The sequence below is a fragment of the Nostoc sp. genome (genome assembly GCF_036919495.1).
Lineage (GTDB): Bacteria > Cyanobacteriota > Cyanobacteriia > Cyanobacteriales > Nostocaceae > Nostoc.
Map to the genome: position 1 here is coordinate 84,301 of NZ_JBALBZ010000134.1, position 16,827 is coordinate 101,127.

Genomic DNA, 16,827 nt, shown 5'->3' on the forward strand with positions numbered 1-16,827 from the left:
CTTTGGGGATCTAATAGGCAGAATAACCTACTAAAGTCTTAACCGATGTGTCTCCCGCAACGAAGTAAAAAAAGCATCACAAAAGCCTCGCAATCCCTCTTAGAGAAAAAAAGCAGATGCATGTTAATGTTTTAATCTCATTGACTTCCCTTCGCGCCTTTCCCTATGCATCTGCACTATTTACACCCCCAACACCTTGAAGAATTAGTCAAGAGTAGTGGTATAGACTTACACCTAGTGCAACTCAATTTTAGGTCACTCCAAGGCATAACTGCTTATGAGTACCTATTGATTTCTGAGCTACTCCCTCGCACCAATACAGGAATGGTGAAAGCTGGATGGTTGCAGCGTTATGCTCATATCGCTGAAGGTGGTTGGTGGTGTTCGGGGCTAGACCCTTTAAATAATTGGCAAATGATGGAATGGGGATGCTTTAAGCCAAAACAACCCCGACAGAATCACAATGGTAAGTCCATCAAATACGAGCATCCCCCCAGCACACCAACGCGGGTGTTTTGTTTGCGGGTAACGCTGCAAGTGTGGCAGCAAGTTGCTGGACGTTACAATCTGGTCATGCCTGACGATATCACTATTACTGCTGATGGTGAGGCTAGAGGCTTTTGGCCATGGGTGATGCAATATAACATTCCCCTCATTCTCTGCGAGGGTGTGAAGAAAGCAGCCACACTGTTGACGCAAGGATATGCAGCTATTGCCATTCCCGGAATTACCAGTGGTTATCGGGTTGTTAAAGATGAATTTGGCAAAGTTACCCGTCGTCAGCTAGTTCCTGACTTAGCAGCCTTTGCAATGACAAAGCGTAGCTTTTATATTTGCTTTGATTTTGAAACTCAACCTAAAACAATTGCTGCTGTAAATAATGCCATTTCTCAACTTGGTTGTTTATTCCAGCAAGAAAAATGCACTGTTAAAGTCATTGAACTTCCAGGAATCGAAAAAGGGGTTGATGAGTTTATCGTAGCGAAAGGAGCAAGTAGTTTTGAAAAAGTTTATCGCCAAAGTGTTGATTTAGAAATTTATCTTGCTCAAACTAAACCCCATACTGAGTTAACTATTCCTGCTGCGCTCACCTTCAATCGCCCTTATATAGGTGAAATCCCTTTTCCCACTTCTGGATTAGTAGGAGTCAAATCAGCAAAAGGAACAGGTAAAACTACAGCACTTCAAGCCGTTGTTCAGCAAGCCAAAATTAGAAATCAAACTGTTTTATTAATTACTCATAGAATTTTACTAGGAAGATTTTTGTGTGAAAAAATTGGTATTCAATGGGGAACACATAAAGAAGATGGGGATAAAAGGATTGATAAAACACTTACCCCTGCTCCTCCCATCCTCCGCTCACTCTCACCTCAGCAATCTCTTGGATTGTGTGTTGATTCGATTTGGAAACTTAACCCTGAAAATTGGCGGGGAGCAATAGTAATTCTGGATGAAGTAGAGCAGTCTTTGTGGCATCTATTAAATAGTAATACTTGTAAACATAAGCGTGTAAAGATATTAAAATTATTCCAGCAACTAATTTCCACAGTTTTAACAACTGGAGGGTTAGTAATTGCCCAAGATGCTGATTTATCAGATGTATCACTTGAATATTTACAGGGATTAGCAGGAATTAAATTAACACCTTGGGTAGTTCTTAACCAGTGGAAACCTCAGCATGGTTGGGACGTAACTTTTTATGATTCGCCGAACCCAACACCCCTAATTCACCAACTGGAATTAGATTTACTTGCTGGACGTAAATGTTATGTTACTACCGATAGTCGCGCTGGGCGTTACAGTTGTGAAACAATTGAACGTTATCTCAAAGAACGCTTACAAAAATTACGAAGGCAATTTCCTAAAACTTTGGTAGTTAGTAGCCACACTACAAATACACCTGGACATGAAGCGGTTGATTTTATCGCAGCAATCAATCAAAAAATCTCTGAATATGACGGCGTTTTTGTTACCCCTAGCCTTGGTACGGGAATTAGTATTGATGTCCAACATTTCGACCGAGTTTATGGCATTTTTCAAGGGGTAATTCCTGACTCGGAAGCAAGACAAGCATTAGCGAGAGTGCGGGATGATGTGCCGCGTGTTGTCTGGTGTGCTAAACGAGGTATTGGCTTAATTGGTAGTGGTAGTACAAATTATCGCTTGCTATCTGATTGGTATCAAGAAAATCAAAAAGAAAACTTAGCTTTACTTAGTCCATTACATAAAATAGATGTGGATTTACCTTTAGTTCATGACCCGATTCATTTGCGAACTTGGGCCAAGTTATCTGCACGGGTAAATGCTTCTATTCGCCTCTACCGTCAATCGATGCAAGATGGTTTAATTGCTGATGGGCATCAAATTCAGATGCGGAGTAATGCTGTTCACAATAATATTATTCGAGATTTACGCCTTGCGTTTTTGGCAACTGACGCTGATGATTTAGCTACCCGTAGAAGATTAATTTTAGAAATTGTCAAAGTTCAAAAAGATTGGGCGCAAAGCCGTCAAAAAGCTAAAGATATTAAACGCAAAATTAAAGAGATTAAGCAGCAAAATCAACTATCGGTAGCAACTGCTGTAGCTAATGCTAAAAATATCGATTATGTAGAATATGAGCAGCTATTAGTAAAGCATTCTCTGACTGATGGAGAACGCAACCAAATTAATAAATATGTTCTCAGACAAAGGTATGGTGTAGAAGTTACTCCTTGGCTAAAATTGCAGGATGACCACGGATATTATCGTCAACTGTTAATTCATTATTATTTAACTCACGAAAGTGAGTATTTTCACGTCAGAGATCAGCAAGAATGGCATCAGCAATTATCTTGGGGTGAAGGGAAAGTTTTTCTGCCAGATTTAAAAACTTACACGCTCAAAGTTGAGGCGATGAGAGCTTTAGGAATGCTTCATTTTCTCGAATCAGAACGAAAATTTACCGAGAGTAATCCAGATTTGATATTGCTGAAAAATATTGTGTTTCAGCATAGTAAGCATATTAAAAGAGCGCTTGGGATTAACTTAATAGGGGAAAAAGAGCAAGTTTCGGCAATAAAAATACTCAGCCGATTGTTAAATTTGTTGGGCTTGAAACTAAAGCGAGTAAATGAGGTTTATCAAATCGACTTAGAAACACTCTATGATGGCAGAGAGAAAATATTTACAGTTTGGCATCAACGGGATGAGTTAATGTTGGCTCATGTTAAGAGTGTTGGCTATGAGTTGCCTGATTATTCTTCAGATTGGAAGTTTGAAATTATTCAACCCAAGGTTTATGCCGCAGCAGCCAATATCCTTGACAGCTAAGTGTGTCTAAAGAAAGCCAAGCATTAGTTATACAATTAGGCCAATTTCTAATTTGCTTTCACCCGCGCCTGCTTCACCATCGCAATTAGAGTTTGATGGGCATCTTCCGCATCTGCTAAAACATGATCAAACTGGATGCGAATTGGCACAGTTTCCCCATCCACTTGCGCTGTCAAATCCATACCTTGTGCATCAATTGACAGCATTTGTGCTGCCTTCGCATTTGTTACACCACCAAAAGCCTTAGCATAAACAACTATGGCATCAGCATGATCGTCATTCATGTGCTTGCAGATGCGCGAACTAATATCAGCAGAAAAATCCTTAGACATTGTTGAAATAGAAGCAACAGCTTCAATTTTAAGCTAACAACGCGAATGAAATTTGCTGATTTTCTTTCTTAGCACTCAAGACGATGCATTGTAATAAATTAATTTTATTTATAGGGGAATAATTAAATTAAAATAAAACTTATTCAGTATTTCTACCTTCTACTACGGAAACCAGACAGCTTAAACTGTAGCAGAAGTATTAGCCAAACTATTGAAGCTAAGAGAAAATGAACGAAACTCGCCCCAGACGAATTGTAATTGGGGATGTACATGGTCACTATGAAGGTTTGATGACATTGTTGGAGGCGATCGCCCCCAAGTCAGACGATCAAATCTATTTCCTGGGAGACTTAATTGATCGTGGGCCTCATAGCTCACAAGTGGTGAATTTTGTCAAGCGACATAACTATTCATGTTTGCTGGGAAATCATGAGCAGATGTTATTAAACATTCTGACCAATGACAGAACTTCCTCCCCGACGATGCAAGCATGGCTGTACAGTGGGGGGCAAGCTACCGTAGCCAGTTACCACGAGGCTTCAATTCCTGATGACCATCTGGATTGGTTCAAGAGTTTGCCTACATATCTCGACTTAGGGGATATTTGGTTAACTCATGCTGGTGTTGATCCATCCAAGTTAGTGACAGAACAAACTGCCGATGAACTGTGCTGGATACGAGAGGAATTTCACAGCATTGAAAAACCCTACTTTCCAGATAAGCTCATTATCATCGGTCACACCATTACCTTTACTCTGCCGGGTGTTTCTCCTGGCAAACTGGCACAAGGGCAGGGATGGCTAGATATAGATACTGGCGCTTATCATCCTAAGAGTGGCTGGTTGACTGGACTAGATGTCACAAATAACCTGGTTTACCAAGTTAATATTTTTAAAGACTATCTCCGTACCCTGCCCTTACAAGATGTAGTGATCAGAGTTGATCCAGCTAAAATCAAAGTCGATCGCCGCAATAAGAATTGAGCAATATTCGAGATGAAAAGGATGAGGGAGACAAGGGGAATAAGCAATGCCCAATGCTTAATACCCTCAAGACCCCACTAATGGTCGAATATTAGCTTTATAACTAGCCTTATCCAAGCCATAATTTTCCTTACTAGGTTGAGATTTAATTGCACGTCTGAGGGCATCAATGCGATCGCTCGTTCCGGGGTGCGTACTTAAAAATGTCGGAGCAGAACCACCCTGTTTCAGCAGCTTTTGCATAAAGGAAACCATTGCAGACTGGGCGTAACCAGTCCGTGTCAAAGTTCGTAATCCTCTTTGATCGGCCTCAAATTCATTGCTACGACTGCGTGGCAAGTCTCGCGCTAACTGTACACCAATTTGCACTGCCGTATTCCGGTCTAAGCCAGCAGCTGTTAATAGACCACTTTCGAGCGCTTTTTGCTGCATCTGTTTAACTACGTGTTTGCCGCCAATGTGGCCAATTTCATGGGCGAGTACACTTGCTAGTTCCGCTTCATTGTCTGCGGTTTTCAGCAAACCCGTATGGACATATACATAGCCGCCTAAGGTAGCAAAAGCATTAATACTGTTGTCCTGAACTACTTGAAAAGTATAAGGGAGATCGGGGCGATCGCTATTAGCTGCTAAACGCCGACCAACTTGTTCCACATAGCGATTAACTTCTGGATTGCGGTAAAGCCGTACTTCACTGCCTACTAATTCTTTATTAATCTGCTTACCCAGATCAACTTCCTGACGAGGGGATATATTAGAAAGCTGAAATGCCTGAACTCCTTGGAGTAGAAGAGGCAAGAAATCTAAAGTTCTTCCAGGTAGAGGTGTACTCAAGCACAGACTCAAAGCAACTATCACTGAAATTAAAGGATAAAACCAGCGACGCCGCCACACACGGTAATTTGTAACAAAACTTTTCCAGTTGAACATAATACGCTCTGAAGATTATTTTGGGAGAACATAAAATGATGGGACAAATTATGAGACGGATTTAGAGTATTCTAAGTTGCATTCTTAAATCAAGACCAAAGGAGTTGTTATACAGCTAATGTTTAAGAAAATCTACTGAATTACGGGGGTTAGAGACTCCCTTTAGAGATAGGCTTAAACACTAGATATTACTTTCTGTGTGTGTCAATCTTAACGAGCAAAAGTTTAAGGGTTAGCTGCTTCCACTGCGAACTTACGAACTCGTGATAAACTGTCGCATAACCGCAACGCCCAGCCGCTTTTCCTTTATTACCAAATAGGGAAAACTAATATTCCCATCGAAAACCTTCTTCTACAATCAATTACTTCGCTATTACCTCGGAAAACTTTTTATGGCTATTTTAGATTCAAAAGGTCGCTTGTTCGGCAAAATCAACCTCTTAGATTTAGGTGCTGCGCTAGTAATTTTGCTAGTTATATTTGGCATCTTTATCTTTCCTGGCACTTCTGGTTCTGTTGCCCAAGTCGGTGCAAAAACAGTACCCATAGAAGTAGACTTAGTAGTTCGTGGTTTGAATGTCCGTGACCCTGAACAATTATTCAATAACGGATTAAAAAAAGGCGGTAAAACTAATGTGATTATCCGCAATCAACCCCACGGAGAGATTGAGATTAAATCCATTCAACAGCTACCTAGAACAATAAATGTTTCCCAACCTGATGGCAGTGTTAAAGAATTACCAGATCCAAAGACTAACAATTTTAGCACAGATTTGCTTATGACTTTAGATGGCAAAGCTCAACTTACTGATAATGGCCCCGTTCTCGGTAACAGTAAAGTTAAAATTGGAATGCCATTTGAGTTGGAAGGCTTTAACTATAATTTCAATGCAACTGTTATTGATATCAGATTAAAAGACAAATAGCATTTGCATTCTAGTCTAAAAAAAATAGGCTGATAGACCGAATTTTCTGTTACCCAAAAAACTCGGTTTATCAGATTAACCAGAGCAAGCTATTCGCTTGCAAAAAGGGTTGGGGTTCTGTACCTACTCAGCCGAGAACCCCTATATAACTACTTAGCAGCTTTTGCTTCAAACATTAAATACGTTCCTCCTAACCCTTCTACAATTGTTCGTGTATTGGCAATCATCATTTTCTGATAAGTTTCCGCCTCGCTTCCGGGTTCACCAAGCCCCTCGGCATACAACTTTCTATCAGAAATTTTTACTTCAGCTTGTCTGGCTACAGATTGAAGCAAATTAGAATTAATTGCCGCCTCAGTAAAAATTGTTGATACTTTAGCCCGTTTAATATTTGTAACCAAATTTTTTACTCTTGCATCTGTCAGATTTTCGCCAGTACTAATACCTTGTAATACCCCTGCTAATGGAATACCGTATGCTTTGGCGTAATAACTCAGTGCATCAGAAGTTGTAACTAACTTACGTTCTTTGGTAGGAATACTGGCAATTCTTGACTTAATCCAGCTATCTAGTTGAGTGAGTTCATTTGTGATTTTTTTAGTATTGCTGGTATAAGCCTCTGCTTCACTAGATTCTAATTTTCCCAGGTTACTATTAATTACTTCCACCATCCTGATAGTATTCTTGGTATTGTGCCAAAGATGAGAATTAGTTACATTCTTATCGCCTTTCTGAAATTTTTGTGGCTTAGACACCGCAAGTTGACCAACAGCTATTTTCGGTGCAGTGTTTTTAGTCACTTTAATTAATTCGATCAGATTTGGTTCTAAATTATAGCCATTATAGAGAATAAGATTAGCTTGCTCAATGGCTCTACGATCTTCCGGCTTTGGTTTATAAAATTGGGGATTGGCACTAGGGTCAATTAAGCAGGTGAGGTTAATTGTATTTCCGGCAACTTGTCTAGTTAAGTCACATAATACACTTGTAGTTGCAACGACTCTGGGAAGATTCTCATCTACCTGAGTGGTAGTCTGAGTGAATGCAGTTCTTGCAGTTTGATTTCCACACCCAACAAATCCAATCGTCAAGGCAACAAGAATAGCTCGAAAGGAATTAGTTGATGGTAATTTTTTTGACATCCTAAACTCCTACTGGATGTATAGAAAAAATAATCATTATCAGTGACGGATTACTGAAATACAAGGTGGAAGCCTTCAACAAAAAGGAGGTTAAAGGCAATACGCTTGGGTTAAGGCTTGATTTTCCTTAACCCTTTTTAACAAGCAAGGAATTAGAGCAAGCCTTTTTAAGCGAAGAGGATATTAATAGACTCTCTCCTTTCCCCATCGCACACCCAGCAATTTCTGCTTGGTGAACCTCAAGTGAGGTATTTCCAGGCAAAATGTTAGTTAAGTTCACGCTACAGACTGGAAAACCTCTCTCTAAATCTCTCTCCTACAAGGAGAGAGACTTTGAATTTTCCCCTTTCCCGACACGGGAAGGGGACTAGGGGGTTAGGTCAATCGTTAGCTTTTCCACATGATCTGAATTGTCAAGCTGGATAACTGGTAGAGGTAAAAGCACAATAATAAAGGTGATGCTGGGGAGCCTCCGGTAAAGAGTGTAGTGTAGTTCTCTTACCGTGTCTTGAAGGGGCTATACCATTGTGCTTATATTTCACAAAGGTCGCAAATGATCTAGGATTATCAGGTTAAGGAGGGGAACGTAGTAATGCTGGCGCTTATTGAGCATACGGGTTGATTTCGCAAACCGAGTTGTGAATCTAAGGCAATTGTAGCTGTGGTTTTGCGAACTGTGGGCATCTGGTGGTTACAAAATTGGCGAATTGGTAATTTTTTACCCATCAGCCTTTGTTAGACTAAATTTCACCTAGTAAAACCTTTCAATAACACTCAGAGCATCATCTAACAGCTTTTTATTGCATAATCCTGGCTGTACTTTATGACATAATTTTTATTTTTTAGTTTTTTAGTCATGAAAAAAGAACCAAGTTAAGTATATAGAAAAATTCCTCAAAGCTGATATTGGTGAATATAAAGAATGGTAATTTTAGTTATCCTCATTAACACCCTCATTTCGCTGATACTACTATATGTGGCTTGGCGAGTGTGGCAACTCAAGCAGCAGTTAGCATACATAGCAGATAGCTTAACCGCCTATGAAATTTGTACCCATGCAGCACTGAATAAAGCACCGGAAAATATTTATCTCAGTCAAGAGAGTATTTATAACTTACGGCAGAAAAATCAAGTATTACAAATGCAAATCCAACAAGTGCGGCAAATTATCAGTCTACTTTTGCTAGGACAGCAAATCTGGCAACGTTATTTTCGTAGGCTAGAGTTAAGATCGGCGAAAAGAACTGTTGGAAAATGAGTTATGCCAAGTTCACATGAACATTTATAATTAGTGCTGACACAGGAACGCGGTGAGACGATGAGACGGGGACGCCGTGAATTTTGAATTATTAAGTAATTAGTGGTTTTGATATTTTAATGAATAAAAGCAACATTTTTGGCTGATATGTTGTCACGATAGATTAACTGAATAAAATCGGTCAAGTCTTACAAGGAGAGAAAACCCACCTAAAATGGGTGTAAGGAGAGAAACAACAAGATGTCTAATAACCGTTCTGGAGTATTTTTTGGCGGTTTGATGCTGGGAGCTACTATCGGTGCTTTGACGGGTTTGCTAGTGGCTCCGCGCACAGGGCGCGAAACGCGTAAAATTTTGAAAAAATCTGCCAATGCTATCCCAGACTTGGCAGAGGATTTATCAACGAGTGTGCAAATCCAGGCAGATCGTCTATCTGCGATCGCACTACGAAACTGGGATGAAACTTTAGATAGATTACAGGAAGCGATCGCAGCAGGTGTAGATGCCAGTCAACGAGAAAGCCAAGTCTTGAAGCGGCAAACATCTGTTGAAGACTCAGATTCTCTTCCCCAGCAATTAGAACGCTCATAAATGACACAACCGTGATTGAACCCCTGTTTTGGTTGGGACTTTCCTTACTCTTAGTCGCCACAAGTTTGACTGCGGTTTTAGTGGCGGCAATACCGGCTTTGCAGGAGTTAGCACGCGCTGCCCGTAGTGCAGAAAAGCTATTTGATACACTCTCGCGGGAGTTACCGCCTACTCTAGAAGCTATCCGTGTGACTGGTTTGGAAATCACTGACTTAACTGGTGATGTCAGTGAAGGTGTAAAAAGTGCTAATAAAGTTGTCAAACAAGTCGATCAAAGCCTTGATAGTGCAAGAATTCAGGCTCAAAATCTGCAAGTAGGTACACGCAGCATCTTTGTTGGCGCGAAAGCTGCTTGGAGAAACTTCACGCGCCAAAAACCCACAAGGCGAACCAGCGATCGCTTGCCAAGCAATGAAAAACCACCACTAACGTTGCGAGAACGAGAAGTACTCAAGCAAGAAAATCGCCGGAGCAAAGCAGAAGTGTACCGCACTAATGACGGTTACAACGACGCTGCTAGCTGGGAAAACAATTTTGATGATGAAGATTAATCTGACAAGCCGCCGCTCCGGCTTCTCTAAAAATTCAACAATAATTAATAAATAATAATTTTTAATTTTTAATTCTTGACAAGAGGATTGGCAAGGATTAAAAAATTTTACAGTTCCTATCCCCCCTTTTCCACTCACCAAAAACGTTTTGCTTTGATCCCTTAGATTAGAGTAAAGTAAACAAGTGTAAAGAAGTATCACTTTTCCACTACTCTTTTAAAACAACTTGTTCGCTTTTACCGTCGATATTTGTATAAAAACGTTCATGCAATCTTGTTTTTGGCGACGAATTCTGCTATCCATTGCAGTATTTTTTCTGGCTGGGTCAATTTGGGTGATGCATTCTCCCCCAGCACTGGCTTATGACAATCCTGAGTTACTTCCTGACACCTTTACTCCAGTTGTAGACTTAGCAAAATCTCTTCCTGTCCTTCAAGAAGAAAAGCTTGTCAAAGATTTAGAGCAGTTTGAAGCTGATACGGGCTGGAAACTGCGAGTATTAACCCAATATGACCGCACCCCAGGTCGGGCAGTTATAAAATATTGGGGTTTGGATGACAAAAGCATTCTACTAGTTGCCGATTCTCGTGGCGGTAACATCCTCAGTTTTAGCGTCGGCGATGCTGTTTATGAACTTTTACCCCGGACGTTCTGGATAGAACTACAAACCCGCTTCGGTAATTTGTACTTTGTCCGCGAACAAGGCGAAGACCAAGCCATTCTCCAAGCTTTAGAATCGGTTAAAGGCTGTTTGCTCAAAGGTGGTTGCAATGTTGTCCCCGGGCTGCCACGAGAGCAGTGGATTCTCACCTTGATTACCTCAATTATTGGTGGGGTGATTTGTGGATTTGCAGCTCAACCCCGCGAGAAAGGACAAATTTTCGCTTGGCAATGGGCTTTAATTTTCTCACCTTTGTGGGGAATCTTGTTTCTTGCTTTTGGCATTGGGCCAGTAGTGACACGCACAAGCGACTGGTTACCTTTAGTTCGCAATATCTCTGGGTTTCTTATTGGCGTGTTGGTTGCTTACCTATCTCCTGTTTTCAGTCGGTCTTCTTCCAGTAATGAGTTATGAGTGAGTAGTTAGGAGTTTTTAATTAACTTATAACTCCTAACTACTCACTCTCTGAAGCTGATAAGCTGAAAGCTAATATTTGAGAAGCTCAACAAAAATGGAATGGCACGTAACTGATGCTCAAAGTTTAGCAATCATTGATAGTGAAATTGAAAATCATGTTTTTTCACCCGCAGAGTATGAGATTGTACGTCGGGTAATATACTCTACAGCTGACTTTGAGTATAAGTCTTTGATTCGTTTCTCTGAGCGTGCCTTGCAAGCAGGAGCAGCAGCCCTAGCCGCGCGTAGCACACTTGTGGTAGATGTCCCGATGGTGCAAGTAGGTATTGCCTACGAGATTCAAAACACCTTTGCTAACCCCCTGTATTGCAGCATGGAAGCTCTGACACGTCCTCAAAAAGAAAAAACTCGGGCAGCATGGGGAATAGAAACCTTAGCAAAGCGTTATCCAGAGGGCATTTTTGTGGTGGGACAAGCGCAAACAGCACTAACAGCACTGGTGGATTTAATTGAAGCTGAGGAAATTAGACCTGCTTTGATAATTGCAACTCCAGTGGGATTTGTAGATGTTGATGAAGCGAAAGGGCGTTTAAAAGACTCCTTAGTGCCTCACATTACAATTGATAGCCGCAAAGGTAATGCAGTTGTAGCAGCTGCGATCGTTGATGGATTGGTAGACTTAGCTTGGCAAGCCTATGGACAAGATGGAAATCGCGGGAGTTAGGAACGTCGGCTCTATCGGACTCTCTATGGCAAATACTATTTTAAAATATTGAAGATCCAGATATTTTTGTTAATTAGTGCCGAGCCAAAAGCCTGGATTCTCGCGTTCGTAAATATGCTTGATTGCTGACTGGTTTACTCTTCTGTGCTAGGCCGCCGCCGACGCGGCTTTTGTTGTTGGTCTTCACGTAAGCGGCGACCAACTTCGTTAAAGAAGTCTCGCCGTAAATAAGGATAATCGCTAACCCACAGGTCACGGGTAGGAAAGTATATATCGCTGAATTCTTCAATAATGCTCAAATCTGGACGATTTGACATCACTACTATTTCTGCAATTTGACCGCGAGTTATAACTTTGTGGGCAGGACGTAATGGTGCTACAAACTCAATCCTAAATCCTGTTTCATCACCTACCTCTAGGTTAATCTGTTTTTCTCGATTTTCTATAATCACCAATTCGCCTTTGCTGTTTACTGTTTCGGTTTTACCCATCAATTGGTCTGTAATCCACCAATCTAGCACTCGACCACGGAAAAAGCCGCCATACTTATAACGGCGGCATTGCAAATTCCGCATACTTGCTTGAAACACTGGATACCACAGCCAAAAAAAAGCGCTAATTACTCCCAGCACAAATACTATTGAAGCAAACTCAAGCTTAAAAATGACTATTGCAAGCAATATAACAACTACGGCAACTACAGAAATTAACAGCCGTTGCAAAAAATTTGAGAACTTACCCCAGTAGTACTTGTACTGCAAACCAGTGGCGATTAGGGGGACAACTTGTTCAAATTTCTGGCGAGTCAGTGGTACTAACATGAGTGCTGAGTAATGAATGAGCAATAGTGTGTTTAAAGTATCTTTTCTAATCCATATACTAACGACTTTAGCGCTAAGATTTTGCGAATCGCTAGTAGCACTCCTGGCATATAACAAGCGCGATCGCTCGTATCATGTCGTAAAGTATAAATCTGTCCTGCTGCGCCAAAAATAACTTCTTGATGGGCAATCAATCCAGGCAAGCGCACGCTATGAATTCTAATCCCTTCATCTGCTATACTACCCCTTGCTCCTGGTAATTTCTCGGTTTCTTCTACAAGGGCAGGGTTAAAAGTTTTACCCAATTCTCCTAATAACTGCGCCGTTTGAATGGCAGTACCACTAGGAGCATCAGCTTTTTGGTTGTGATGTAGTTCGATAATTTCTACATGGTCAAAATATTTAGAGGCTGCGATCGCGGCTTGTTGCAATAACACCATGCCAATGGAAAAATTAGGAATAATTAGACAACCAGTGCTAGCTTTGTCGGCAAAGTCTGCCAAGTCTTGAATTTGTTCTGGACTTAATCCAGTGGTGCCGACTACTGGACGAATACCGTAGGCGATCGCACTACGAATATTGTCATAAACTGAATCAGGATGGGTAAAGTCTACAATCACCCCCGGAGGAGACTGTCTGTCGCCAGCCACATACCCCAACATCGGTTCTAATTGATTGGTAATTGGTACTTCCAGGGGTTCGCTTAAACCCGCCAACTCTCCAGCGTCTTTATCTTGATGTTCTAAACTGTGGTCAATTGCACCCACTAGGTTTAAGTCTGGCGCTTGCGCTACTGCCTTAATCACCTCACGGCCCATTTTACCAGCAGCACCGTTGACAATAACCGGGATAGGAGCTTGATTCGTCATAGGTCGAGAAATATTTTTTGAGGTAACAAAGGAATTGTAAAGACTTTAGTGATCTAGTAGCTAGCTTCTCAAATCTCTGGCTTAATTCCAACTACCCTGATTTATGCAGTTAATCGCTCAGTTTTTCTACTCTCTACAGTAAATGCATTCTCATTTTCATCAGGAAAATGGGTAGAAACCCCGCGCTTGTAGGGCGGCTTTATATTAAAATAATCTATTTCACAGAATAAATGATACAATGTGAGGATGACAGAGAAATCTTTCAAGTACCGCTTTTATCCAACTTCTGAGCAAGAAACCTTGCTTCGGAGAACATTGGGCTGTACTCGATTGGTCTATAACCGTGCCCTCGCTGCAAGGACTGAGGCATGGTACGAACGGCAGGAGCGAGTGGGCTATGCCCAAACTTCTAGTCTGCTGACAGATTGGAAAAAACAAGACGGACTTGATTTTCTTAACGATGTCAGTTGTGTGCCGTTGCAGCAAGGACTGAGACATCTGCAAACCGCTTTCACTAACTTTTTTTTTCTTTAACTTTTCTTTAGTCATCTTTGAGATGACTTTCGCTATTAGCCGTAGGTTTCTAACCTATGGCGGGTGATGGTTCCGGCGCGAGATTGGAGATTACATTTTTGAATAATTGCGGAATCTTGGCTGATGGCGGGTTATGGTTTCGGCGCGAGATTGGAGATTACGTTTTTGAATAATTGCGGAATCTTGGCTTGATAACAAGTCCGCCTCAGAATGAATTCTGAGGCTAATAGCTCAAGTCAGCTTAAGCTGACTATGGTTTAATGAACGTGAAGATTAATAGAATTCATTGGTTTAGCTGCGTGAGTTTTGGCCTATCATCTTCATGATTATGCCGTTCTAAAGACGAAATTGTAGTTCCATTAGAATGATGCGTTTTTTGATTCTCTACATACACAACAGCTTGCTCAAGTTGTTTGCTTCCCATTGAAAAAACGCCATATCCGCGTTGCCAGCCAAACAAATCTTGCGAGGGCGAGAGATGATTGAGATGATGAGCGCTACTGCCTTTAAGATTTTGGACAAAATCAGAGATAGAAAATTTCGGTGGTATAGAAGCCACTAAATGGATGTGGTTTTCTATTCCGCCCACAGCATGGACAATGCTACCAAGTGCATTGGCTTTGCCAATGATGTAACTATAAAGTTGGGTTTCGCGTTCGGGGGTAATTAGTGGCTGGCGCTCTTTTGTCGCCCAAACAAGATGATAGTAAAGTCGCCACAGAGCCATTTTCGTGCTGTTTTTGATGCAAATTTACTGTGTCTAGTATTCCCAGAATCGTTAAAAATCTTCCAGTCATCTTTGAAATGACTTTCGCTATTAGCCTTGGAATTCATTCCGAGGCGGGTAGGGTTGCAACTTTATAAGAGTTCGGTAGCTCCAAATCATCCTCTCTTCAAATTAAGGCATGATTTGCTTCTCTTGCCTCCTGTTTCCTGCCCTTTCAACCAAATTTAAGCATTTATCCCTCCCCATATAATGCCTCATCCGAAGCGTGCCGGTTGGTGGGAGAATAATAACGAGAAATGATACAAGCCTGGTGTTGTCTCCAGCCTAAAGGAATCTGTAAAAATGTGGAAACGAATTATATTAATTTTGCTATTGGTGTTAAGCTTCAGCCTGAGTAATTCTGATGTAGCGGCAGCATCTGGACTCAAAAGCTTTGTAGACACTAATGATGGCTATCAGTTTTTATATCCTAACGGCTGGCTGCAAGTTAAAGTTGCCAACGGCCCAGATGTAGTTTTCCACGATTTGATTGAGGTGTCTGAAAATGTTTCTGTTGTGATTAGCCCAGTTCCCGAAGGCAAAACTTTGTCAGAATTGGGAACCCCAACAGAAGTGGGATATAAGTTGGGAAAAGCCGCTCTTGCACCTCCTGACTCTGGTCGTTCAGCTGAATTAGTCAATGCTGCACAGCGAGAAGTAGACGGTAAAATATACTACCTTTTAGAGTATGAGGTTAAACTCCCCAATCAACAGCAACGACACAACATCGCCAGCGTCGCTGTTAGCCGTGGTAAAGTTTTTACCCTCAACGCCTCAATTCCTGAAAAACGCTGGCCGAGAGTTAAACGAATGATTGATGAGGTTGTCAATTCTTTTACTGTTTATTAATTGGGGAGTGGGGAGTGGGGAAGAAGCAGGGGAGCAGGGAGCAGGGAGCAAGGGAGAAGGATTTATCCCCTCTGCTCCCTACTCCCCGCCCCTGGAGCCTCTTTGTAATGCCAGTGTCCTATGCCTATTCCCAATTACGAAGTTTGTTAGAAATATCATGAAAATTCCACCTTTTGTACTTGCCTCAGCTTCCCCAGCCCGACACCGCTTGCTGCAAACTGTTGGTATTGAACCGATAGTTCGAGCAAGTGATTTTGATGAGTCGCAGATTGAATTAAGTGAACCAGCAGAATTGGTTAAAACTCTTGCCCAATATAAGGCGGAAACTGTAGCCCCACAGTTTGAATCGGCTTTGATTATGGGTTGTGATTCGGTTTTGTTCATGAATGGTGAAATTTACGGCAAACCACCAGATACTTCTGAAGCGATCGCTCGTTGGCAGATAATGCAAGGTAACTTTGGCGATTTGTATACAGGTCATGCCTTAATTGATACATTTCAAAACCGTACTATAGTCAAGTCTCAAGTCACAAAAGTTTACTTTGGCCAAATGACCGATCGCGCCATTCAAGCTTATGTTGCCACAGGTGAACCCCTGAAGTGTGCTGGAGCCTTTGCAATTGAAGGTTTTGGTAGTTTCTTCGTCGAAAAAATTGAAGGCTGTCACACCAATGTAATTGGACTCAGTTTACCCCTGCTACGGCACATGCTAGAGGAACTGGGATACGATGTCACTGATTTCTGGCAATAGTCTTTTGTCTAAAATTATTAACCAATGACAAATGACTAATATTGAGTATTGCCTCTCCATGATCTGGAATCCAGGCTAGCCACTCATCTGCTGAAACCGGACACAATAAAAGTGCTTCGTCAAAACTAAAGGGGTTGGGAAGTTGCAAAAGCTTCACCCAAGTAGAAGCTCTTAACTGCTGTAAAGCTTCCAGATTCTCCCTTCTTGGTTGCATAGCAAAATCTGGTCTACGAGAATCTAGTTTCATAGCTTTCTATTAGCCTTAACGAATGGGCTAATCTAAAATTATTTCTGTAACCTAGACTACAAAATAAATAATCCTTCTGAAAAGCATCTGTCTTATAAATTTACGTTGGCTGGGTGCAAGTGTTTGCTTATATTGCAGACCACAACAGGTATGGCACAACAGG

The 16,827-nt window shown here is 41.4% G+C and carries 18 protein-coding genes; 11 read left to right on the plus strand and 7 right to left on the minus strand.

All coding sequences use genetic code 11. From position 1 onward, the window contains the following. Positions 1-165 precede the first annotated feature (165 nt). Complete coding sequence (locus V7K25_RS18845; RefSeq protein ID WP_335160030.1) at positions 166-3,312, plus strand: plasmid replication protein, CyRepA1 family; 3,147 nt, start codon at positions 166-168, stop codon at positions 3,310-3,312. Positions 3,313-3,359: 47 nt separating this feature from the next. On the opposite strand, the gene V7K25_RS18850 is transcribed toward V7K25_RS18845, so the two are convergent. Then, positions 3,360-3,644 (minus strand): DUF2470 domain-containing protein, encoded by a 285-nt coding sequence (locus V7K25_RS18850; protein ID WP_335160031.1) that lies wholly within the window; start codon positions 3,642-3,644, stop codon positions 3,360-3,362. A gap of 227 nt (positions 3,645-3,871) precedes the next feature. Here V7K25_RS18850 and V7K25_RS18855 point away from each other — a divergent pair, with 227 nt between their 5' ends. Continuing rightward, positions 3,872-4,627: a metallophosphoesterase family protein gene (locus tag V7K25_RS18855; protein WP_335160032.1), complete on the plus strand. Its 756-nt coding sequence runs from the start codon at positions 3,872-3,874 to the stop codon at positions 4,625-4,627. A gap of 66 nt (positions 4,628-4,693) precedes the next feature. Here the strand turns inward: V7K25_RS18855 and V7K25_RS18860 are convergent, their stop codons facing one another. Then, entirely contained in the window at positions 4,694-5,557 is an 864-nt protein-coding gene (locus V7K25_RS18860; protein ID WP_335160033.1) for a M48 family metallopeptidase, read from the minus strand. Positions 5,558-5,949: 392 nt separating this feature from the next. On the opposite strand from V7K25_RS18860, the gene V7K25_RS18865 reads away from it, so the two are divergent. After that, positions 5,950-6,483 (plus strand): DUF4330 domain-containing protein, encoded by a 534-nt coding sequence (locus V7K25_RS18865; protein WP_335160034.1) that lies wholly within the window; start codon positions 5,950-5,952, stop codon positions 6,481-6,483. A gap of 149 nt (positions 6,484-6,632) precedes the next feature. On the opposite strand, the gene V7K25_RS18870 is transcribed toward V7K25_RS18865, so the two are convergent. After that, positions 6,633-7,625: a metal ABC transporter solute-binding protein, Zn/Mn family gene (locus V7K25_RS18870; RefSeq protein ID WP_335160035.1), complete on the minus strand. Its 993-nt coding sequence runs from the start codon at positions 7,623-7,625 to the stop codon at positions 6,633-6,635. Positions 7,626-8,547: 922 nt separating this feature from the next. On the opposite strand from V7K25_RS18870, the gene V7K25_RS18875 reads away from it, so the two are divergent. The 5 genes from V7K25_RS18875 to V7K25_RS18895 all read left to right on the plus strand — a co-directional run bounded on the left by V7K25_RS18875 (position 8,548) and on the right by V7K25_RS18895 (position 11,827). Further along, entirely contained in the window at positions 8,548-8,883 is a 336-nt protein-coding gene (locus V7K25_RS18875) for a hypothetical protein (RefSeq protein ID WP_335160036.1), read from the plus strand. Positions 8,884-9,123: 240 nt separating this feature from the next. Beyond that, complete coding sequence (locus V7K25_RS18880; protein ID WP_335160037.1) at positions 9,124-9,474, plus strand: YtxH domain-containing protein; 351 nt, start codon at positions 9,124-9,126, stop codon at positions 9,472-9,474. A gap of 11 nt (positions 9,475-9,485) precedes the next feature. After that, positions 9,486-10,025, plus strand: coding sequence for a DUF948 domain-containing protein (locus V7K25_RS18885; protein ID WP_335160038.1), 540 nt, complete (start codon positions 9,486-9,488; stop codon positions 10,023-10,025). A gap of 265 nt (positions 10,026-10,290) precedes the next feature. Further along, on the plus strand, positions 10,291-11,100 hold the full coding sequence (locus V7K25_RS18890; protein ID WP_335160039.1) for a TPM domain-containing protein: 810 nt from the start codon (positions 10,291-10,293) through the stop codon (positions 11,098-11,100). Positions 11,101-11,197: 97 nt separating this feature from the next. Beyond that, positions 11,198-11,827 (plus strand): precorrin-8X methylmutase, encoded by a 630-nt coding sequence (locus V7K25_RS18895; RefSeq protein WP_335160040.1) that lies wholly within the window; start codon positions 11,198-11,200, stop codon positions 11,825-11,827. Between the two features lie 134 nt (positions 11,828-11,961). Here V7K25_RS18895 and V7K25_RS18900 read toward each other — a convergent pair whose 3' ends face one another. Further along, positions 11,962-12,648 (minus strand): phosphate ABC transporter permease, encoded by a 687-nt coding sequence (locus V7K25_RS18900; protein WP_335160041.1) that lies wholly within the window; start codon positions 12,646-12,648, stop codon positions 11,962-11,964. 32 nt (positions 12,649-12,680) lie between these two features. Further along, a complete protein-coding gene (gene dapB / locus V7K25_RS18905) occupies positions 12,681-13,517 on the minus strand; it encodes a 4-hydroxy-tetrahydrodipicolinate reductase (RefSeq protein WP_190943690.1) in 837 nt (278 codons plus the stop codon). Positions 13,518-13,763: 246 nt separating this feature from the next. On the opposite strand from dapB, the gene V7K25_RS18910 reads away from it, so the two are divergent. Then, a complete protein-coding gene (locus V7K25_RS18910) occupies positions 13,764-14,051 on the plus strand; it encodes a transposase (RefSeq protein WP_335160042.1) in 288 nt (95 codons plus the stop codon). A gap of 283 nt (positions 14,052-14,334) precedes the next feature. Here V7K25_RS18910 and tnpA read toward each other — a convergent pair whose 3' ends face one another. After that, on the minus strand, positions 14,335-14,778 hold the full coding sequence (gene tnpA, locus V7K25_RS18915) for an IS200/IS605 family transposase (RefSeq protein WP_335160043.1): 444 nt from the start codon (positions 14,776-14,778) through the stop codon (positions 14,335-14,337). Positions 14,779-15,120: 342 nt separating this feature from the next. Here tnpA and psbP point away from each other — a divergent pair, with 342 nt between their 5' ends. Further along, positions 15,121-15,666 (plus strand): photosystem II reaction center PsbP, encoded by a 546-nt coding sequence (gene psbP / locus V7K25_RS18920; protein WP_335160044.1) that lies wholly within the window; start codon positions 15,121-15,123, stop codon positions 15,664-15,666. A gap of 157 nt (positions 15,667-15,823) precedes the next feature. Continuing rightward, positions 15,824-16,417, plus strand: coding sequence for a Maf family protein (locus V7K25_RS18925; protein WP_335160045.1), 594 nt, complete (start codon positions 15,824-15,826; stop codon positions 16,415-16,417). Here V7K25_RS18925 and V7K25_RS18930 read toward each other — a convergent pair. Beyond that, a complete protein-coding gene (locus tag V7K25_RS18930) occupies positions 16,398-16,664 on the minus strand; it encodes a hypothetical protein (protein ID WP_335160046.1) in 267 nt (88 codons plus the stop codon). The genes V7K25_RS18925 and V7K25_RS18930 overlap by 20 nt on opposite strands. Positions 16,665-16,827 lie beyond the last annotated feature (163 nt).